We start from the raw sequence: 20161 nt of genomic DNA, 5'->3' as shown, positions 1-20161 counted from the left end.
GTATTATATTTCTACATACTTATAGAAAGGTGGAATGCACTTATGGATGTTAGTATCTATACAAAAAATTATTGTCCCTATTGCAAAAGAGCTGTAGCCCTCTTACAAAAGAAAAACGTCGCCTTCAATGAGGTTGATGTTACCCATAATGACGCCATCTTCCAAGAGATTAAAAAGAAAACCGGGTGGGATACAGTACCCCAAATCTTTATCCATGGAGAGTTTATCGGAGGCTGCGATGATTTATATGCCCTAGACGAAGCTGGGAAATTAGATGCTAAGTTGGGTATCCAATAGAAATCAAGGGGACAGGTACACTGGTTGCTAACAATCAGTATACCCATCCCCTTGATTTTTAGCTGGTTTTCTTTCCTTCATGAAACCCTTATGGACAGCCAATACTTCTTAGGATTCCTGCTGAATTAAGTCTGATTTTATTTTTCCATTGGAAAATGATCTTCTATTTTATCGATATAAAGGCGTTTTTCAGAATCAATGGTGCCATAAAATACTTCCTTTAGATCCTTTATCCCCTGTATCTTAAGTTCCTCAATTAACCACTTCACCGTTAAATTCTGTTGTTTTAGGTTTTCATAAATAATATTTCCTGCTACAATTACTTCAGTGACTATCTCATCCTGTTTTCCTACAATTCCCAAGTCTTCTGCCGTGGGATTAACCTTTGTTCCTATTTTTATAATGCTTATCTCCCCTGTTGTCTCCAAGATTCCATACCTGATGTCATTTAAGCTAAAAACATCCTTCTTTCTCAGCAGATGATTTAAATCATCTAGGGTATAATGAAACTTTGCTAAATTTTTTTCTAAAATTTTTCCATCCTGTATAACGATTACTGGCTCCCCCTGAATTACCCTAGCAATAGCAAGATTTTTTATGCTGATATAAGAAACAAGAAAGGTCAGAATCCCAAATAAAATCAGTCCAATTAAATGCTGCCAAGTTCTTTGATTTACATCGGTAGCAAGGGTAGCTGCTATAGAGCCAAAGGTGATACCATTCACATATTCATGCATTGTTAATTGAGATACTTGCTGTCTTCCCAATATCCTAGTAATAAATAGTATTGAGAAGAATGCTAAAATCGTCTGTAATATTACTTCTATGGCTACCCTCATCTCTATACCTCCACTGAATAAACTTATATTTAAAATTGATACTAATAGTATGGGATATTTAATCGATAAGGATACTAGGAGGGGAAATATATGTCATTATTGATGCAAGGAATTTTAACCTTTTTATTCGTCGTTATAGGCTTTGCAGTTATTTATATACTTCATAAGAAAAAAATGATTTGATTGATTGAAAATTTTTAGGTGGTTCAATTTTGAACCACCTATTATCATCATTAAGCTATTAAAATATCTTGTATACCAATAGATCTTTCCTTACTTAAATCTATAAATCTTTCTCCTACTTTTACAAGAGGTCTTGTGGGAAATACTGGATTTTTAGTGATGATTTGTCCAATTTCTCCGTTGTTTAAAATCACAGAAGAGCCTATATAAAAATCAGCTAGTTTTTCTATAAAGATCTTTACGATTTCTGTATCTAGAATGCCAAAACATTGTTCAGTCAAAACTTCGGCAGCTATGAAAGGGGACTGTCTTTCTTTATAGGTTCTATCAGAGGTAATAGCATCATATATGTCGGCCACAGCGATAATCTTTGCAAATAAATGGATTTTGGTACCATCTATCCCAAAAGGATAGCCTGAACCGTCCTGCCTTTCATGATGCTGTAAAACTCCTAAGGCTATTTGATGACTCAAATTGGGATTTTCTTTGATGATATTATAACCATAAATAGTGTGTTTTTTTACTTCTTGACATTCTTTTTTGGTGAGTTTCCCAGGCTTTAGTATAATATCTTCAGCAACTCTTATCTTTCCAATGTCATGGAGAAGGGCAGCATAACATAGCTTTTTGAGGGTTGTCTCATCTAAGTTTAGCCATCTCCCCATAAAAAGAGAATATATAGCAACATTCATACTGTGCTGTTGGGTATAGGTGTCCTGTTGTTTTAATTGATTTACCACCTGTATAGTAGGTAATATTTCTGTTAAATCATTCAATTCATTTATAACATTTCTTACTTCCTTTATTTTTAACTGATTGCTCGTCTTTAATCCTTCTAAAAATTCTATTGTTGTATCAAGAGATTTCTTATATGTATTTGTAATTTGTTTTTGTTTCTCTTTTCTTCCTGTAATAATTTCTTGTTTTTCTTCTTCAATATATACGTCACTAACTCCCCAGCTCCGTAAATATTCAATAGTGGAAAGAGATAAAATGCTTCCCTTTGGCACAAGCTTCATGCCACCTTTGCTAATAACATCTTTCCCAATCTTCATACCTGCTATTAAGTCTGCTAATATCATTTTTTCCATGAAATCCCTTCTCCCTCAATAAATTTATCCATGAAAAACTGTGGAAAATGTTGTATATAATTATCCTTATTATACCATATTTTTATAATTAATTTAATTATTTTTAATTTTAAAAAAATTATAAAATATTTTAAATATGTTTTTATGTTTGTTTTGGTAGTTCCTTATACTAACTATAGGAGAATTTTAGGAAACGCTATAATATCTAAAGAAGATAAAGGCGTCTTATAGTGCCCCGTGGACGGATTCCTCTGGTTTTTTATTGCCGTTGTAACATAATTCACTTTTTCTCATAATATATAGCATAGATTGTATTTTATCACTTGCTTTACAAAGGAGGTATGCCTGTGGAAGAAAAGAAATTTGTTGAAATTAAAAATATCTCTATGACTTATCATACGTTAGATGGAGAGACAAAAGCTTTAGATAATCTTTCCTTTGATATTAATAAAGGAGAAATTGTGACTATCGTAGGTCCCAGCGGTTGTGGTAAATCTACGATATTATCTATTATTGCGGGATTGATAAAGCCTAGTTCTGGCGAGGTTTTCATTTATGGTGAAAAAATAAAAAATACTACCAAGGCCATTGGCTATATGTTTCAAAGCGATCACTTGTTTCAATGGCGTACTATTATGGAAAATGTTTTAATTGGATTGGAAATTCAAAAAAAAGTGACTTTAGATAGTATTAAAAGAGTAGAAAAATTATTGGATACTTATGGTCTAGGAGAATTCAAAAACCATTATCCTAATCAACTATCAGGAGGAATGCGTCAAAGGGTGGCTCTTATTAGAACCCTGGCAATCGAGCCAGAGCTCCTGCTGTTGGATGAACCTTTTTCAGCATTAGATTATCAAAGTCGTTTAGCAGTTAGTGATGATATCGCTGGTATTTTAAAGCGAGAACAAAAAACCGCTATTATGGTTACCCATGATATAGCAGAAGCTATTTAGTCTTAAATGCTACTCTAATTTATAATACCAATTGAATATTTTGATCTTATATTAACAGTAATATAAATCCCCTCCTTAAGAAATGCTAATAATGAAATGTAATAAATGAAGGGATATAAAAAATGGATATATTAAAAAGAGTCTTGAAATTATTAGCAATTTATATTCTGTTGGTTGGATTAAATATTATTTCTTTTGCTTATTTATATTATCAACACTGTGTTATTGTTAATAGTAATTGGATTGAAGAACATATAGAAAATAGTCAAAGTTTATATTTTCATGATGCCCTTTACTTTAGTGGTATTACTTACCTGACTATAGGCTATGGAGATATTACGGCAGTAGATCAATTGGGGAAGTTTCTTACTGTTCTTCAAGGCTTTTCAGGTGTAATCATTAATTCTACATTTACTGGTATGTTCCTGTATTACCTAGTGAAACGTCCAAGAAACATTATTATAACCAACAAAATATTTATAAGATATAAAGATAATAACGATAGATTTTATTTATCCGTAAGGGTTGGGAATAAGGGTCGAGCATTGGTAAATGTCAATCGAGTATTAGAGGTCTTTGAATATGAAGAAAGTAATAGAAAAAGAATACTCCATATGGCACAGCAGTATCATTACTTTGAGAAGCTCCTCTACTGGGATATTGATTTGCATGATGAGAAAAACAAAGAGCTGTTAGACTACTTGAAGGCCGCCATCTATCAAGATAAGAATATTTTAATAAGGATTTCCATTATAGGTACAGATATTGAAGGTGGGGAATTTGTCTTTGTTTCAAGATACTACACCAGATATTGTATCCATTTTATTAGAGAGTATATAGGACTCTATGAATGGCAAAGTCATAAGAGAAGTACTATCAATTGGAATGATTTTAATAAAACCTGTAGGCTTGATGATAAAAAAATCCAAGACTTTAAAAACTTATAATTAAATCGGAAATATCCTATAAATAAGTATTTGAACTACCAGTTAGAGGTGTTTTTAGCTTGAAGCTTTTTTATTATTTCTTCTAACATATACAGCCTTTGATTTTCTGGAAGCTTATTAATCCTATGGATAGTTACTTCAGCCACAGCCTCAGCCACAAGCTTTTCTAGATTTTCTTGATTAGGTTTATTCACCACTACTTTGATTTCCTGTCCTTTTCTCATAAATTCTCCACCTCCTTAAGACATCCTATGATGTTGAAGGATTGGACTATTCTATCCTCTATCAGCATAATTGTTATATTAATAGGATGAAACTTCCTCAATGTTGATGGGATCAATCCTGTCTATCAACAACTGGGGAAAAGGTGGTGATAGCAATAAAGACAATTGCAATCTATTCTAGAAAATCTAAATTCACCGATAAGGGTGAGTCCGTTCAAAATCAAGTGGCTCTGTGTAAAGAATATGGGCAACTTCACTTTGAAGGAAAAAGTTTTATTATTTATGATGATGAAGGGTTTTCAGGTGGAAACATAGATAGACCACAATTTAAAAAAATGATGGAGGATGCCAAAGAAAAAAAGTTTGATGTGCTGATTTGCTACCGTCTTGACCGAATCAGTAGAAATATAACTGATTTTACTAAACTTGTAGAACTTCTACAAAGCCATGATGTTGCCTTTGTCTCCATCAAAGAACAGTTTGATACATCTACCCCTATGGGGAGAGCAATGATGTATATTGCTCTAGTATTTGCTCAACTTGAAAGAGAAACAATTGCTGAACGTATTCGAGACAATATGATACAATTAGCCCGTACAGGCAGATGGCTAGGAGGTGTTACCCCCACCGGCTTTAAAAGTGAAGCTATTACTTATTATGATCATCATATGAACAAGAAAAGGATGTATCAATTAACCCCCATTCAAAAAGAACTAGAAATAGTGAAAATCATCTATGAAAAATATTTACAGTTAAACAGCCTTAGCCAATTGGAAAGTTGGTGTTTAAAAAAACATTTAAGAACAAAGAACAATAAGTGTTTTGATAAAAGTAGTTTAAAACTTATCCTTATGAATCCTGTTTATGCAGTAGCAGATGAAAGCCTACACCAATACTTTCAGAGCTTGGGAATGGATGTGGCTAGCCCTAAAGAAGCCTTTAACGGAAGGTATGGTGTCCTCGTTTATAATAAACATCAAGAGAAAAGCAAGACCTGTAGATTAAAAAAATATACCGATTGGATCGTGGCTATTAGTAAGCATCAAGGGATTATTTCTTCTATGGATTGGATTCAAGTACAAAGTCAATTAAAGAAAAATAGTAAAAAAGCTCCCAGAGAGGGAAACAGTCGAGTGGCTCTCTTAACCCCTCTTCTCCTCTGTAACAGCTGTGGTTCAAAGCTAAAGGTAACCTATAAAACTAAAAATGGAGAAATTCTGCATCATTATTATAAATGTACTTTAAAGGAACGTTCCCGTAGCAGCCTTTGTACAATGATTAACCTCAATGGCAAACAGGCGGAGGAAATAGTCCTAAAGGAATTAAAAAAATTTACAACCTCCTCTAGTAAATTCATCGATGTGCTCCTTACAAGAAGAAATACCCTTCTAAGTCTAAAGGAATTTGAAAATAACAATCCATTAAACCTAAGCCTTAAAAAAAAGTTAGACACCTATGAAAACACTATATCCATCCTCACCCTAAAATTAGCTGAAAATCAAGGATCTACAGCAGAGAAATACATTCTGCAAGAAATTGAAAAAATAGATAAAAAAATCCGTGATACCAGGGAACAGCTGGGTACATTAATAAATATTGATGAATTCATTACCATAGTACCCCCTGAATTACAAATAACCGAAGGTATGTTTAAAAATTTTTTTACTTTGTTGCATGAAGCTGATTTTTACGAAAAGAAAAAAATCCTACAAATCCTTATAAAAGACATTGTATGGGATGGAGAAAAACTAGAAATTAATATTTATTAAAGGACTTTAAGATGGTTATAAAAATATCCTGTTTTTTTACTATTGTTGTTTATTTAAAATAATTATGCTAGCATCTTTCACTAATTTATTCATTATTTACAAACCATATTTTATATAAAACTACAGATACTATTATCGGTAAGTTAAATTACTTACTAATAATATTTATGGAGGTAATATAGTATGAATAATAAATTTTCAGGGAAAACTCCTAGTTTGAAAAATTCAAAATCTGTAGGACAACAGGAATTGCAGAGTGCAAAGCAGGATTTAAACAATCAAACTACTAATCAAGGAATGACCTCTAGTGTTCCAACTTTAAATACTTCTAATGCTGTAGGACAACAGGAATTACAAAACACTAAGCAAAAAGTTCAAAAAAGCAAGAATGAAAGTTCAAATAATAATAGTTTTCAATAAAGCTATATCATCCTAAGGCTTTACATTGGTAAAATTTTAAATGTTTCTTTAAAAAAGTACTCCTCTCTGATGTGGATTGTTTTAATAATTCTTATCAGAAAGGAGCTTTTATTTTCTATTCCCTCTGTTAATGATAAATGTTGATATTTGAAAAAATATGAAATGTTAGGGTCCAGTCATCCTGAGTGATAACGAAGAATCTTAGTTTTAGAGCTAAAAGACTAGATCCTCCATTGCCTTCAGGATGACAAACCTCTATGACTTATACTAAAATTACAATTCAGTCTAAAATCAACAATGAAATTTAACATAGCCTTTCTATTAATCAATAATTGTTAAAAATTTAAAGTATCCTTTTGAAAAAATGTTATACTGGTCTTTATGATGATTTATCTTTTGTGTTAAACTAATGAAATTATTTTACCAAGTATTTGCTTGTTCTCCCCTTCTTTTTATAAATATATTTTTAAAATCTATTTCAGCATTAACCACCCCTAATAATACAATTACTGCTCCAATATATCCTCTTATAGAAAGCATTTCACCTATAAATATAAAAGCAAATACTGCAGTGAAAACAGGCTCTAGTGAAAAAATAAGCCCAATATGGGTTGGAGTAGTATATTTTTGTGCCACTGTTTGAAGGGTAAATCCTATAGCACTACACAGGATGCTTAATGCCAATACAGCTAACCAAGCTTCAGAAGTATTTGGTAATGTAGGTGTTTCCAGCACAAATGCAAGTATAAATCCCCATCCTCCTGTAAATCCAAGCTGTAAAACCCCCAACATAATTGAATCTACATCTTTTGTTAATTTTCCTGTAACGATAATATGTATTGCAAAGAACAGAGCCCCTAAAATGCACAACAAGTCACCAGTATTAATTATGAACTGACTATTTAAAGTTAGTAAAGCAATCCCCAGCACCGCCAGGCAGGCTCCTAAGCAAATCCTTTTTTCTGGTATCTTCTTTAAAAAAACAGCCGATAGGATAGGGACAAATATAACAGTAAGACTTACTAAAAACCCAGCATTTGAAGCTGTTGTAGTTTTTAAACCCAAAGTGATGGCAGCAAAGACTGAAAATAAAATGGACCCAAGGATAAAAGCATACTTCACTGTCTTAAATTCAGCTTTCATTAAACGTTTATGAAATACTATTGCAGATAAGATAAAAGCAATACCAAATCGCAATCCTATAAAATTAAATTCCTGAATAGTATTCAGTCCCATTTTCATAAACAAATAGGATGAACCCCAAATCGCTGTAACCATTAACATCATTAAATCTGCCTTTAATTGAGTTTTCATAAAAATTCCCCTTTTCATTAAAGTACTTAAAGATTAGTATGGAAAATTGATTATTGCCTACTCAATACTATACAGGTATAATTTGTATTAGTAAAATGAATGTTTATAATATTTTGCATGAAATAAATTCATGTATATAGGAGGATGCTATGTCTCTTTTAAAGTATGGAATATTTAGTACAACTGTTGAACTTGGGAGCTTAACTAGGGCTGCTGAGGCCCTGAATTTAACACAGTCTGGTATCAGCCATGCTATTTCTAGTTTAGAGTTAGAATTTGGATTTCCTCTACTTATTAGAAATCGTTCAGGTATTAGTTTAACGAGTAATGGAGAGTACCTTTTAAAATATATCCATGAAATTTTACAATTGGATGAACAACTAAAGCAGGAAGTAGCAGCAATAAATGGACTTCAAGTTGGCACGGTACGAATCGGCACATTTACAAGTGTTTCTACCCAATGGTTACCTGGGGTGATAAAGGAATTTCAAAATAATTATCCTTCTATACATATCAAACTATTGGAAGGAGACTATGATGAAATTAACTATTGGATCGCAAATGGTGCTGTAGATTTTGGATTTATGGTTTTGGCAGCTAATAAATCCTTTGACTTTATTCCCTTAAAAAAGGATAAAATGGTGTGTATTCTACCCCATCAACACCCCTTAGGCTGCCGAGATCTAATTGATTTTCGAGAAATAAAAGACGAACCCTTTATTATGCCTAAATGGGGTAAAAATCATGACGTTAGGCAAATACTGAAAGTCAATAAAATCATACCTAATATTAGATACGAAGTATTAGAAGAACAGGCCATTATAGCAATGGTACAAAAAGACTTGGGCATTAGCATTCTTCCTGAAATGGCTATACCCAATCTTCAATCCAATATTTGTTCTGTTAATTTAAAAGGCAGCCATTATCGTACCATAGGAATTGCAGCCTATTCCCTACAAAACCTCTCTAATGCTTCACAAAAATTTGTTAATCATCTGAGGGCTTGGTTAGAAGAACAGAAATTATTGGATTTTCGTTAGGATCCTATAATAAATTTTTTAATAATACTATTCTTCAATAGACTGCATATTGACAGAGACAATGCTACTTTACATTCTCAAAAATATTTTGTATTCTGCCCCTATATAGGGGGTCTAAGTTCTTTAGATGGGAATCAAAATTTTTAGCATCAACATTTTTAACTACATCCAATTCCGTAAAGACCTGATCTAGCTCCATAAAGGTTAGCCAGCTATCCCGATGATCCTTAACACCACCTATATTGGCAAGATTGATTTTCTTACCATTATTTAGTTCAATAATATAATAGAATTCTCCCTTATCTCGTATAAAGGGAATAGTTCTATTATATGTTCCCGTATGAAGGGCTTTTATATCGGAATAGGAATATTCCTTACCCTGGGGATAAAAGAAACCGTGGGTAACAATTTTATCACTGGAAATAACACTTGCATTTGTAAACATGTAGTATCCTATAATCATAGCGACACCTAAAAAAGCAGTAATACTGACTTTCTTATGCCTTTTGACAAGGTTAGAGGCTTTTAGAAATGTCTGGTCTTTTTTTATGTGGGTGAAATTAATCACAGGATAAGCAATCATCATGAAGAGGAACAAAGCCAATGTGGGAATTGAGTCCCCTACTGCCCACATAATAAAATCATCTGGAACAAGGATCAATGCTTGAATCTGCCCCATGATGAACCAGCTAAGAATGGGTAAAGTTACAAGAATAATTATAAGTAGAATATATTTAAATATTTTTAGGGAAATTCTCCCTATAGCTTTTATAAATGACAAATTAATCACCTTTCTAGTTTTACAGTCTAAAATGCTAAACCAAGTTAAATTTTTACAACATAGATCAAGAAGGTTTCAATAATTGTATGGATTGTCGTTGCCATGAGGTAAGACCATATCGGATGCTTATATACAAACTTTGCAATTCTATAGAGTCTATGATACTTCCGAAGTCTTAGGCTTAGCTTTTTTCCAGTTTCCACTAAAATTGTCAAATAAGGTAGTTTGTCTAAAATTGTCATAACAATATAAGCAGTTCCTATACTTATAACAATCGGTGGAAAGCTTACACTAGAGCTAGAAGTGTCTCTTGTCCTAATTCTAGTCATGTAAATTAAAACATCAATATCAAAAAACCTGCCTATTAGCTGACAAATACCAAGAAAGAGGTAAAACATAAGAAAAAAAATAAAGCTTTTTATCTCTTCATTTTCCTGATTGACGGCCACTTGTCTTTGGTCCTGTGCCTTTCTTTTTCTCTTCAGAATTTCAGCTTTTTTATTCATACATTCTACCCTCCATTCTTATACCATCTTCATAACTGAGGAAATGCAGGAAACCATTTGAATATAAGATAACGAAGCATCGTAACACCAATTACTGATTCCATGATGATTTGAAACCAAAAGGATATGGGCTGACCCCCACGTTTGTAACCAGCAGTCCTTCCCCTGGTGTAAACAACTCCGTCCTTAAGTCCGTGGTAAACAACCCAACCGCAGGAAAAACTGATACCTGTAAGTAAAATAATGATAAAGAAATAAAATAAATAATCAATAGTCATAAGCTCAACCTTTCTACTATTTTAGAAATCACTAAAACATACATGTTTTCCGACTTCCTGAATTAATTATATTCTCTCATCTCCTCTATGGATAGTTGTAATATCTTCTAATTATATATCCTGTCATGATAGTCAAAGAAACTCAATGGAAAGAGTTTACTTCTATAAGCTTTGGGAATACTATTCTATAATAGAGGAATGAAACAGAGGAGGAATTTTAAATGGATGAGCCAAATATAAAAACATTAAATGAACTGCTGCAGGGAGAACATATGGCTATAGAAAGCTATGAAACTACTTTAGCTAAAATAGAAGATCAACAGACAAGAGAAGAAATTAGTAATATTTTGAGGGACCACAAGCAGCATGCCATAGAAATCACAGATCATATCATCAGTCTTGGTGGCACACCAAAAGAATCTACTGGAATGGTGGGGATTATGGCTCAAACCAAGTTAAAGGCTGAAGGGGTCTTTAGAAGCGAAAAAAGCATGCTAAAAAAACTCTATGATGGAGAAGATCAAGGGATTGCTATGGTAGAAAAAATCATCCAAGGAGATTTGGATGCCACCAGTTTAGAAATGGTTGAAAAAATCTTAAGAACTGATCATGATCATTTAAAAAAATTAAAAGAAATGATTCATATAGATAGATAGTGATGACTATTTGGTCATCACTATCTATCTGTATGCTAGAAATTTACTTATAGCAATATGATCCCTTGTCCTAAGGAGCTTCCCTGTTTTTCCTTATCTATTTAAATTAAGATATTATTTGTCTAGGGGAATAAATATCGGAAAATTCTATGCTGATCCTTTCAATGCAATGTTGTTCCTCAAAAGACTTATGTTCCATGGCTTCTTCCACCAGTGTTGTTGTAGGTAAGCTGATGGTAAAAGTGGTTCCCTTGCCAAGTTTACTTGTAACAGTAATTGTTCCACCATGCATTTCAACAAGATTTTTTACAAGATTTAGACCTATACCACTACCTTCATGTTGTCTTGAAAACAGATCAGTTACCTGACAAAATCTTTCAAATATTTCTCCCTGTTTCTCTAGGGGTATTCCTATTCCAGTATCCCTTACATTAATACATAAGCTATTACCTCTATCATGAATGCTGACAAATATACTTCCCCCTGTTGGTGTAAATTTCACAGCATTAGAAAGTAGATTCAGCATAATTCTCTCTATTTTCTCATCATCACAGGGGATAACTTTCTCCTCTATATCAGTATCAAACACGAGACTTATTCCACGATTTTCTATGTAACTTGATACCGATAGGGTTATTTCCTCTACTATCGTCACTATGTTACAGTTCCTTAGGTTTATCTCAAATGCAGAGGCATCAATTTTACTAACATCTATAAGATTGTTTACAAGTCTCAATAACCTATAGCAGTTTTGTCTCATGATAACAGTACCCTTTTTTACTTTATCTTGACTTTTATCATATGCTTCATCTGTTATGTATTGATCTATTAGCTGTATAGAACCTAATATTACATTTAAAGGTGTTCTAAGTTCATGGGAAATATTTGAAAAAAATTCAGTCTTCATTTTGTCATGCTCTAATATTTCATCAATTTCCCGCTTCTTCTCCACTACTTTTTGTCTCAATACCTCCCTTTGTTTTTTATCTGTAATATCTGTCATGACTCCCACAATTCCAAGGGGATTACCCTTTTCATCTGCAAATATACCCTTATTAAAAATAATGTTTCTTAAGCTGCCATCAGCAAATTTTATAGTAGTTTCATAGACCTGCTCCCCGCCACTTTCTAAGAGTTGTATGTCCATACTATAAAGTAAGTCTGCCGATTTTCTATCGTTTATATCATAGGATGTTTTGCCAATTAAATCTCCTTCTTTTACTCCTAAAGCTTTCTCAAATGCAGGATTACAACCCATATATCTATAATCTAAATTTTTAAAAAAAATAGGGCTTGGTATAGTGTTCATTAAGCTTTGTATCATGGTAAGCTTTTTCTTCAATTCATTCTCTATATTTTCCCTTTTCTGTATTTCCCCCTTTAACTGCTTATTTTTTCGCCTTAGACTTTCTGTTGACTTTCCTAAATAATATGCAATAAAATAGTATAATCCCGAGCCTAAAATCATAGTAGCTTTTGGAATTCTATAATCTACGTTTATATCTAAAGTATAATTGATAAATCCAAATACAATCCATAATGTAGCAATAATCAGTCCATTCTTATAATTGACCTTCATTGAAGTAATGATAATAAAAATTATCCCTAATATTCCTTTCATGGACATAGGTATAAATGGCAGTAGATTTACAATAACCGTCAAGGGGTACAGCACTAGATAAGCCCTATTCATATTAAACATCCTCCCTTATGCTCTTTAACATCTTTATAAATATATTTTACACTACTTCAAATATATTTTGTGAAAATTTTGATATTTTTGCTTTTGTTTTGATACAATTTATTGTGTGGCTATTTATTAAGCAATGATAAAAATAGCAATTTATTTCATTTATTTCATTAAAGCACAATGATTTTTAAACAATATTGTATATTATGGGATTTTGTGTTATAGTAATATATAACGATATTTAATAGATGGTGATGGAGTTCACCGCTAACCATTGCTTAAGCAATTAATGACTCCTACTTAAATTTAAAATTTAGGTAGGAGTTTTTGTTTTCGATTTTTGGGGAGAGACTATCATCTATAGAGAAATGGAGGTATGTTGTATGGCTTTGAGTCTTGCTGGTATTATTCTTTTGGGATTAATCTTCAACAGAGCATTTGAAAAAATTAGATTGCCTGGATTATTAGGTATGTTGGTTTTAGGCATAGCAATGGGGCCCTATGGTTTTAACCTAATCAGCAAAGAAATTTTAACAATATCATCAGACCTTAGAAAAATAGCTTTAATCATTATTTTATTAAGGGCTGGATTAGGTCTTAATAAAGACACCTTAAACAAAGTTGGGGTTCCTGCCATTAAAATGAGCTGTATTCCTGGAATATTAGAGGGATTAACGATTATGATGGTGGCAAGCTACTTATTGGGGATTTCAAGAATTGAAGCTGGAATTCTAGGATTTATTATAGCAGCTGTTTCTCCAGCTGTCATCGTTCCTAGTATGCTGGATTTAATACAAAGAAAGGTTGGTGAGGATAAAGGAATTCCTACTTTGATTTTAGCAGGGGCTTCCGTAGACGATGTATTTGCCATTACTCTATTTACTGCTTTTTTAGGATTGTATGGTGGTGGCGATATCAATTTATTTAGACAGGTTTTAACCATACCTATCTCTATTATCCTAGGTATTGGTTTAGGGGTTATGGTGGGATTTTTAATGGTATTTCTCTTTAAAAAGTACTCTATGCGGGATACCAAAAAAGTGCTTATTGTGTTGGGTGCTGCCATTGTCCTTAATAGTATTGAAGAGTTCCTAGAAGGTTTCATCCCTATTGCCAGCTTGCTAGGGGTAATGACCATTGGATTCATTCTCCTAGAGCATTATCCCTTTGTGGCCAAACGGCTAAGTGATAAATTCAATAAAATATGGGTATTTGCTCAGCTATTATTATTTGTCCTTGTAGGTGCTGAAGTAAATATTTATGTGGCTATTGATTCAGGTTTTATAGGTTTAATAATTATTGCAATTGGGTTAATCGCTAGAAGCATTGGTGTATTAATATCAGTAGCCGGAACAAATCTTAACAGACAGGAAAAGTTTTTCTGTGTTATTTCTTATGTGCCCAAAGCCACTGTTCAAGCGGCTATTGGAGCTGTCCCCCTCGCTATGGGGGTGCCATCAGGAGAAATTATTTTAGCAATTGCTGTATTATCCATTCTAGTTACAGCCCCCTTGGGAGCCTTTGGCATTAGAGTTACTAGTGAAAAATGGTTAACCTCAGAAAAATAATAGTTATCTATAAAAAAACTATCAGAAGTGGAAAATTCTGATAGTTTTTTATTGTTCCTGAAATTGTTTGTTAACTATTTTAATTTTGTTATTTATAAGAATCAATTTTTATGTCATCAATCCACACTGTCGTATTAGAGCTTAGTACAGCTGTTTTTATTTTAATTATTCCTTCAATTGGGATATCAAAGTATATCATTTCCCACTGTCCTATCACTTTAGCACTATAATCTATAGCATGTTGAAACTTTAAGTCATCATCACTATTATATCCTTGAAACTCCATTTTAATGTCTTCAAAGCCATCCGTCATGATCCAGAGGGAAAGAACCCCATTGTTTTGTATATTAACATTATTTAAGAAGATATCCTTAGATAAATGATCGAAAGTACCTAAAAATTTTAGGGCATATTCTCCACTTCGGAATATCGTATCATCAGTTGTTACAATATCCGAATCAGGATAGAAAACATCATATTTTTCAAAATTTTCTATGACATGGCTGCTTTGTATAGGTTTTGTTAAGTCGTCATCCCCCTCTCCATCCTCTTCTATTATTCTTATCACTCTACTAAATTCTTCACTCCAATTGCTATTTGCGTCTTTTACCCTTAGAGCAATCTCATATCTTCCTTCATCTTGTAAAGACAAGCTTAAATCCTTTGAAGAATATTGATTTAAAACATTATCTTCTTTTCTAACTTCCCATAAAAATTCTTTAAGTTTATTATCATCACCAAAAACAATACTATTATTTATAAACTCCCAATGGTTATCTATTTGATTTTCTTCAAAATAAGCCATAGGTATATTTGATTCACTATCCCCTGTTTTAGACCTATCTCCTATTCCAAGGGCTAATACAGCAATGGCTACTCCAACAACTGCTGTTGCTATAGTTGCTTTAATAAAAGTATGATTTTGTTGTTTCTTAGGTTGTCTTTTTTTATAAGAATTATAATTATCCTCTTCTAAAAGTTTTGATACTTCCTGTAAATGATGGCTATTATAGGAACCACCCCTATAGAGAAACTGAAAATCCCTTAGAATTTCATGAAAATTTGTATATTCATGATCTCCCTGTTCTAAATCCTTTATAAATTCTACTATTCCATCTAAGACATTAGATTGTACATTTGTAATACTAATATTTGAACAAACAATTGTTTTTAATACAGCTGCTACGCTTTGGGCCACTCTCTTGAAGCTATGGTCATAATCTACCATCCCATCCTCTAGGAATAACAATTCATTAAATAGTATATTTCCTTCTTTTATAGTTATTTGAGACTCATCGATTAGAATATGCTTAATATCATTGGAAAAACCATCATATTTCACTATTCCTTTTAAATACTGATAAGCTAAATTCAAACCTTCTTCTATAGTGAGGGTATTATTCTTCACATATTCTGCTAAATATTGGGATTTTTTGAAGCTAGTGACAAGAACAATTCCTTCATTAAGCTCCTCAAAATAGACTAAGTTGTTTAATAATTGTAATTGTTCCTTTACTTCCTGCTGTAGAAATCTTTGGACATTTAAAATATTGATTATAACAAATTTACTGTTATCTTCCTTAAAGGAACCGATAAAAATCTTTTGTTCATCAGTGGTTTTGAATATATCATGAATATTAAATTGATAAATATACTTGCTGGCCATTTTAAAAACCTACCTTACTTGTAAATTTTACTTTTATATTTATATTTATAGGAACCCTTAAGATATTTATTTAAAGATATTTATTTTGACTTCTATTTAATAAAAAATAAGAGCACCCTTTACTTAAGGCGCCCTATAGTTTAATATCCTATTACTACTATATATTTGGCAACCTGGCAATCATAGGAATAGTACTTCCCTTAGATCCATAGCTTTGCGTCCTCATTTTTCAATAAGTTTGCTATTATCAATATTATTAAATTTTATAATGGTTATTATGTGAATCTAACATACTACACCATAAGACATATTTTTCTACATTTTTTTTAAAATTCCTTCTTTTCTGTTGTATATAATAAATTTTAAGGAGGGATTAATAATAATATATTGTGATTGTATGTTCTTTAAATAATATTCCACTACACTTACTTCCAGGATTTAGAACTTAATCTCTACTTGGAGAAATGAAAGCTTTAGCAATACACTAAAGGCTAATAATATAGGATGAAAAAATATGAGAAACATAAATTTTAAAAACCTCTTGAAGCATAAAATCTTCAAGAGGTCAGACATTACCCATTGTTTCTTAACATTTAAACTTAGTATACTTGCTTGTATTTCCTCTGCCACCACTGCAAATCCTCTAGATGGTTCCATGACTGTATTTAGTGATAAATTAAAACTTCCAGCTACATTCTTTAATATATTGATGATATTTTAAGTATATATGTATCATTTAAAAACAGATAAAACCCACTTATCTTTCAAAAACAATTTGGCCGTCCATAATTGTCATATCAACCTTGGTATCTCTAATCTCTGATACCTCTATATTGAATAGATTTTTATCAAGAACCATAATATCTGCAAATTTGCCTATCTCCAACGTTCCAAGTTCATTTTCCCTGGATGTTCCGTAGGCGGAACCATAGGTATAGGATCTCAACACTTCATACATCGTGAGCTTTTCCTTTGGATTCCAACCACCTTTAGGTTCTCCATCATTATGGAGCCTTGTGACAGCTCTGTAAATTTCTATAAATGGATCATTATCTACAACTGGACAATCACTGCCAAGGGCCAAAACGCCAGCGGCATCATAAAGATTCTTAAGAGGCCAAGTTTTCTCTGCCCTAGCTTCTCCCAACGTCATTCTATATGGATTAGCATCAAAAGTCTGGGTAATCGCAAGATGCTCTGGTTGAACTGACGGGATTATACCTAAGCCTCTGACTCTTTGTATATCATCAGGATGTACCAGTTCAAAATGCTCTATACCATGTCTGGCTTTATTTTGTCCAAACTTCTTTATAGCACTTTCATAAAAATCCAATGCCATTCTAGCAGCTCCATCTCCACAACAATGTAGTCTAATAGAAAACTCTAGCTTATGGGCTTCCTCTACAGCCTTGGCAATAGCATCAAGATCCGATAGAGGAAGTCCCTTATTGCCAGGACTGTCAGCATAATCATTAAGCATCAAAGCAGTATGGGTTGTAGGAACACCATCCATAAATTGTTTTAACAAAGTAATTTTTCGCTTGTCGGTATTATGTTTTCTCCTCAGCTCAGCTGTTTTCTGTAAATCCCCCAATAGATCGGCAGCTGAATGTATCCTTACATGTAATTCTCCATTATCCTCTAATTCCCTATATGCTTCATAATCTCCCATATTTAATCCAAAATATGGCTGCATATCATTTACTGATGTTATGCCAAATTCTATAGCATTTTTAGTATAGGCCTTTACATAACGTTTGTCCTTCTCCATTGAGGAAGCAAGAGCAAGAACACCCACCAAACCCAAAGCTGTTTCATATAGAAATCCTGATGGTTCTCCGTTTTCTAACCTACCTATTTCTCCATACAATGGATCAGGAGTATTTGCATTTATACCTGCAACCTCTAACGCTTTACTGTTTACCCATGCCCCATGTGCCTCTGCATTTAATAAAAATACCGGCTTATCTGGAAAATATTTGTCTAATGTGTACTTTGTAGGTAGTTGTTTGTTATTCCAAAAGACATGATACCAATTAAATCCAAGTATCCATTCTGTCATAAGATTAGGGTTGACATCAACAAAGTCTTTCAGCATCTTTGCCGCCTCTTCTTCAGAAGTAGCCTTACCTAGATTTACATAGGTCTTATACATACCTGCTAAAATTAGATGGGTATGACTATCATAAAAAGAGGACATTATTAGCTTATCTCCTGCATTAATTATTTTAGTATCGGCATCCACAAAATTTTCCATATCTTGAGGACTACCTATTCCTATAATTTTATTGTTTTTAACTGCTACAAAACCCTTAAAAGGATTTGGCGTGATACTATCAAATATAGCATTTCCTTTTAGAATTAAATTTGCTTTCACTATTATCTTCTCCCCTTCTGGATTGATTGTTAAATTCTATATTCTTTTCATCCTAAGCCATGATAAACCCCATGATCAGATAGCCAATCATGCCGATTACAAAAGGAATGCTGATTAAAGGTAAAGCTGTTTTAGAATAGTCCATATTTTTTATGCCTGTGGATGCACATGTGACTGTGACAGCATCACTATAAAAGCAAGTATGACTCCCAAATGCTGTTGCCGCTGCCACCACGCCGATGGCCATGAATATGTTTACTTCTAAAGCTACTGCCAGAGGAAGAATTATAGGGAATGAAATAGCTGCAACACCCCAAAAGCTCCCTGTGGAGAAGGCAATTGCACCTACAACTAGGAATACAACCGCAGGAAAAAGGGCAGGACTTAAAATCGGAGTTACACTTTCAATAACATAGGGTGTAAGTCCTAACATATCGTTGAAATTTTGTAATACAAATGCAACTAAAACAAGACCTGTTACATACAACATATCCTTAAAACCCTCTACAGTATAATCACAAAATTTTCCTAAGGTAATTAGTTTCTGAGGGAAAAGTAACACAAAACATGTTATCAATGCAAATATCACTCCAAGTAGTATATCCTCTGTATATATTGTAACTCCAATTAAAATAAGCATAGGTATTATGAAATTCAAAGCACTTGAAGTTTTTATTTCTTTGGTTGATGCTATTAATTCCTCAGACTCTTCTCCCTCTTTATAATAATCTTCAGGGAAAACTTCGCCATATAATAGGGCTCTCTCTTCTGCTTTTTTCATAGGACCAAATAGTGGTATAATTCCTAAGCAGAATAGGGGTACCACCACTACAGCAGCCCATGCATAAAGCATATATGGTATAGCCCTGGCATAGGCAGCAAAGCCTGACATATCCGTTATAACTCCTACTGATTCAATCTGTGCAGCATATAAAACACCCCACGATGAAAATGGTACCAATATACAGACGGCCGCGCCTGTTGAATTAACTATAAAGGCCAGATACTGTCTTGAAACCTTAAATCTATCTGTAAGCTTCTGCATTGCTATACCAACACCCAATGCATTAAGATAATCTTCTACAAAAATAATTAAACCTAAAATCCAAGTTAAGATAAGGGTTTTTTTCCGAGTATTTGCTATCTTTGCTCCTATATCGGAGAAGCCCATTGCTGCACCTGAGAACTCCAAAATTTTAATTAAAGCTCCGAACAATCCAAACATTAAGATGTAATAGGCTGAGTCTCCAAATTCAGTAAAGGTTACATCCATCCACAAATTAAACCAGTCCCCTTGGGCTATAATGATTGTTGCTACGAAAGTTCCCAACAGCAATGACTCCAGTGCCCTCTTGCTAATTATTGCTGTTACTATAACAACAACAACTGGAACCAAACTAATTATTCCATAAGAATCCACGTTACTCCCTCCTTTTAAATTTAATATCTAGTTGTAGATATTTCTATTTTTCATCCTCCCTTCTAACAACATAGATTATTATTATATACTAGCAATTTTTATGCCATTTTGAATATTCTGAAATTTATAGATTCTATAT

The 20161-nt window shown here is 32.9% G+C and carries 19 protein-coding genes and 2 riboswitches; of the genes, 9 read left to right on the top strand and 10 right to left on the bottom strand.

Annotated features, from left to right (window positions below; all coding sequences use genetic code 11):
* The first annotated feature begins 42 nt into the window (after nt 1-42).
* Nucleotides 43-297 carry a glutaredoxin 3 gene (gene grxC / locus BLS22_RS04035; RefSeq protein ID WP_090550657.1) on the top strand — a complete coding sequence of 85 codons (255 nt, stop codon included), beginning with the start codon at nt 43-45 and terminating at the stop codon, nt 295-297.
* A 137-nt stretch (nt 298-434) separates the two neighbouring features.
* On the opposite strand, the gene BLS22_RS04030 is transcribed toward grxC, so the two are convergent.
* The gene (locus BLS22_RS04030) at nt 435-1136 is read right to left on the bottom strand and encodes a DUF421 domain-containing protein (RefSeq protein ID WP_090550654.1); all 702 of its coding nucleotides are present in this window, start codon (nt 1134-1136) and stop codon (nt 435-437) included.
* 233 nt (nt 1137-1369) lie between these two features.
* Complete coding sequence (locus BLS22_RS04025) at nt 1370-2410, bottom strand: HD-GYP domain-containing protein (protein ID WP_090550651.1); 1041 nt, start codon at nt 2408-2410, stop codon at nt 1370-1372.
* 341 nt (nt 2411-2751) lie between these two features.
* Between BLS22_RS04025 and BLS22_RS04020 the strand changes: the two genes are divergently transcribed.
* A complete protein-coding gene (locus BLS22_RS04020) occupies nt 2752-3366 on the top strand; it encodes an ABC transporter ATP-binding protein (RefSeq protein ID WP_090550649.1) in 615 nt (204 codons plus the stop codon).
* A 122-nt stretch (nt 3367-3488) separates the two neighbouring features.
* The gene (locus BLS22_RS04015; RefSeq protein WP_090550646.1) at nt 3489-4313 is read left to right on the top strand and encodes a potassium channel family protein; all 825 of its coding nucleotides are present in this window, start codon (nt 3489-3491) and stop codon (nt 4311-4313) included.
* 35 nt (nt 4314-4348) lie between these two features.
* Here the strand turns inward: BLS22_RS04015 and BLS22_RS04010 are convergent, their stop codons facing one another.
* A complete protein-coding gene (locus BLS22_RS04010) occupies nt 4349-4537 on the bottom strand; it encodes a hypothetical protein (protein WP_090550643.1) in 189 nt (62 codons plus the stop codon).
* Between the two features lie 146 nt (nt 4538-4683).
* Here BLS22_RS04010 and BLS22_RS04005 point away from each other — a divergent pair, with 146 nt between their 5' ends.
* Both BLS22_RS04005 and BLS22_RS04000 read left to right on the top strand, forming a co-directional pair.
* Nucleotides 4684-6306: a recombinase family protein gene (locus tag BLS22_RS04005; protein WP_176762049.1), complete on the top strand. Its 1623-nt coding sequence runs from the start codon at nt 4684-4686 to the stop codon at nt 6304-6306.
* Between the two features lie 183 nt (nt 6307-6489).
* The gene (locus BLS22_RS04000; RefSeq protein WP_090550637.1) at nt 6490-6726 is read left to right on the top strand and encodes a hypothetical protein; all 237 of its coding nucleotides are present in this window, start codon (nt 6490-6492) and stop codon (nt 6724-6726) included.
* Between the two features lie 420 nt (nt 6727-7146).
* On the opposite strand, the gene BLS22_RS03995 is transcribed toward BLS22_RS04000, so the two are convergent.
* On the bottom strand, nt 7147-8040 hold the full coding sequence (locus tag BLS22_RS03995; RefSeq protein ID WP_090550635.1) for a DMT family transporter: 894 nt from the start codon (nt 8038-8040) through the stop codon (nt 7147-7149).
* 149 nt (nt 8041-8189) lie between these two features.
* Between BLS22_RS03995 and BLS22_RS03990 the strand changes: the two genes are divergently transcribed.
* On the top strand, nt 8190-9080 hold the full coding sequence (locus BLS22_RS03990; RefSeq protein WP_090550632.1) for a LysR family transcriptional regulator: 891 nt from the start codon (nt 8190-8192) through the stop codon (nt 9078-9080).
* A 64-nt stretch (nt 9081-9144) separates the two neighbouring features.
* On the opposite strand, the gene BLS22_RS03985 is transcribed toward BLS22_RS03990, so the two are convergent.
* Nucleotides 9145-9759, bottom strand: a complete 615-nt coding sequence (locus BLS22_RS03985; RefSeq protein WP_143011246.1) for a hypothetical protein — start codon at nt 9757-9759, stop codon at nt 9145-9147.
* Between the two features lie 146 nt (nt 9760-9905).
* Nucleotides 9906-10367 (bottom strand): hypothetical protein, encoded by a 462-nt coding sequence (locus BLS22_RS03980; RefSeq protein ID WP_090550627.1) that lies wholly within the window; start codon nt 10365-10367, stop codon nt 9906-9908.
* Nucleotides 10368-10866: 499 nt separating this feature from the next.
* On the opposite strand from BLS22_RS03980, the gene BLS22_RS03970 reads away from it, so the two are divergent.
* Nucleotides 10867-11301 (top strand): DUF2383 domain-containing protein, encoded by a 435-nt coding sequence (locus BLS22_RS03970; RefSeq protein WP_090550622.1) that lies wholly within the window; start codon nt 10867-10869, stop codon nt 11299-11301.
* A gap of 106 nt (nt 11302-11407) precedes the next feature.
* On the opposite strand, the gene BLS22_RS03965 is transcribed toward BLS22_RS03970, so the two are convergent.
* A complete protein-coding gene (locus BLS22_RS03965; RefSeq protein WP_176762048.1) occupies nt 11408-12994 on the bottom strand; it encodes a PAS domain-containing sensor histidine kinase in 1587 nt (528 codons plus the stop codon).
* A 238-nt stretch (nt 12995-13232) separates the two neighbouring features.
* Nucleotides 13233-13297, top strand: a riboswitch (Fluoride riboswitch).
* Nucleotides 13298-13374: 77 nt separating this feature from the next.
* Here BLS22_RS03965 and BLS22_RS03960 point away from each other — a divergent pair.
* Nucleotides 13375-14559 carry a cation:proton antiporter gene (locus tag BLS22_RS03960; RefSeq protein WP_090550615.1) on the top strand — a complete coding sequence of 395 codons (1185 nt, stop codon included), beginning with the start codon at nt 13375-13377 and terminating at the stop codon, nt 14557-14559.
* An 88-nt stretch (nt 14560-14647) separates the two neighbouring features.
* On the opposite strand, the gene BLS22_RS03955 is transcribed toward BLS22_RS03960, so the two are convergent.
* Nucleotides 14648-16225 (bottom strand): hypothetical protein, encoded by a 1578-nt coding sequence (locus tag BLS22_RS03955; RefSeq protein ID WP_090550612.1) that lies wholly within the window; start codon nt 16223-16225, stop codon nt 14648-14650.
* A gap of 164 nt (nt 16226-16389) precedes the next feature.
* A riboswitch (cyclic di-GMP riboswitch) is annotated at nt 16390-16478 on the bottom strand.
* A gap of 261 nt (nt 16479-16739) precedes the next feature.
* Here BLS22_RS03955 and BLS22_RS03950 point away from each other — a divergent pair.
* Nucleotides 16740-16946, top strand: coding sequence for a hypothetical protein (locus tag BLS22_RS03950; protein WP_090550609.1), 207 nt, complete (start codon nt 16740-16742; stop codon nt 16944-16946).
* Between the two features lie 36 nt (nt 16947-16982).
* On the opposite strand, the gene BLS22_RS03945 is transcribed toward BLS22_RS03950, so the two are convergent.
* Nucleotides 16983-18602: an amidohydrolase gene (locus tag BLS22_RS03945; protein ID WP_090550606.1), complete on the bottom strand. Its 1620-nt coding sequence runs from the start codon at nt 18600-18602 to the stop codon at nt 16983-16985.
* A gap of 52 nt (nt 18603-18654) precedes the next feature.
* Nucleotides 18655-20022 carry a Na+/H+ antiporter NhaC family protein gene (locus tag BLS22_RS03940; RefSeq protein ID WP_090550603.1) on the bottom strand — a complete coding sequence of 456 codons (1368 nt, stop codon included), beginning with the start codon at nt 20020-20022 and terminating at the stop codon, nt 18655-18657.
* Nucleotides 20023-20161 lie beyond the last annotated feature (139 nt).

Source organism: Natronincola ferrireducens, from assembly GCF_900100845.1.
Classification (GTDB): domain Bacteria; phylum Bacillota; class Clostridia; order Peptostreptococcales; family Natronincolaceae; genus Natronincola_B; species Natronincola_B ferrireducens.
The sequence above is the reverse complement of the archived record's forward strand: the minus strand, read 5'-3'. Positions and strand labels throughout refer to the sequence as shown.

Bases quoted from the DNA above. Each gene is read 5' to 3' on its own strand.
- grxC (WP_090550657.1), top strand. From the start codon at position 43: ATGGATGTTAGTATCTATACAAAAAATTATTGTCCCTATTGCAAAAGA.
- BLS22_RS04030 (WP_090550654.1), bottom strand. From the start codon at position 1,136: ATGAGGGTAGCCATAGAAGTAATATTACAGACGATTTTAGCATTCTTC.
- BLS22_RS04025 (WP_090550651.1), bottom strand. From the start codon at position 2,410: ATGGAAAAAATGATATTAGCAGACTTAATAGCAGGTATGAAGATTGGG.
- BLS22_RS04020 (WP_090550649.1), top strand. From the start codon at position 2,752: ATGCCTGTGGAAGAAAAGAAATTTGTTGAAATTAAAAATATCTCTATG.
- BLS22_RS04015 (WP_090550646.1), top strand. From the start codon at position 3,489: ATGGATATATTAAAAAGAGTCTTGAAATTATTAGCAATTTATATTCTG.
- BLS22_RS04010 (WP_090550643.1), bottom strand. From the start codon at position 4,537: ATGAGAAAAGGACAGGAAATCAAAGTAGTGGTGAATAAACCTAATCAA.
- BLS22_RS04000 (WP_090550637.1), top strand. From the start codon at position 6,490: ATGAATAATAAATTTTCAGGGAAAACTCCTAGTTTGAAAAATTCAAAA.
- BLS22_RS03995 (WP_090550635.1), bottom strand. From the start codon at position 8,040: ATGAAAACTCAATTAAAGGCAGATTTAATGATGTTAATGGTTACAGCG.
- BLS22_RS03990 (WP_090550632.1), top strand. From the start codon at position 8,190: ATGTCTCTTTTAAAGTATGGAATATTTAGTACAACTGTTGAACTTGGG.
- BLS22_RS03985 (WP_143011246.1), bottom strand. From the start codon at position 9,759: ATGGGGCAGATTCAAGCATTGATCCTTGTTCCAGATGATTTTATTATG.
- BLS22_RS03980 (WP_090550627.1), bottom strand. From the start codon at position 10,367: ATGAATAAAAAAGCTGAAATTCTGAAGAGAAAAAGAAAGGCACAGGAC.
- BLS22_RS03970 (WP_090550622.1), top strand. From the start codon at position 10,867: ATGGATGAGCCAAATATAAAAACATTAAATGAACTGCTGCAGGGAGAA.
- BLS22_RS03965 (WP_176762048.1), bottom strand. From the start codon at position 12,994: ATGAATAGGGCTTATCTAGTGCTGTACCCCTTGACGGTTATTGTAAAT.
- BLS22_RS03960 (WP_090550615.1), top strand. From the start codon at position 13,375: ATGGCTTTGAGTCTTGCTGGTATTATTCTTTTGGGATTAATCTTCAAC.
- BLS22_RS03955 (WP_090550612.1), bottom strand. From the start codon at position 16,225: ATGGCCAGCAAGTATATTTATCAATTTAATATTCATGATATATTCAAA.
- BLS22_RS03950 (WP_090550609.1), top strand. From the start codon at position 16,740: ATGAGAAACATAAATTTTAAAAACCTCTTGAAGCATAAAATCTTCAAG.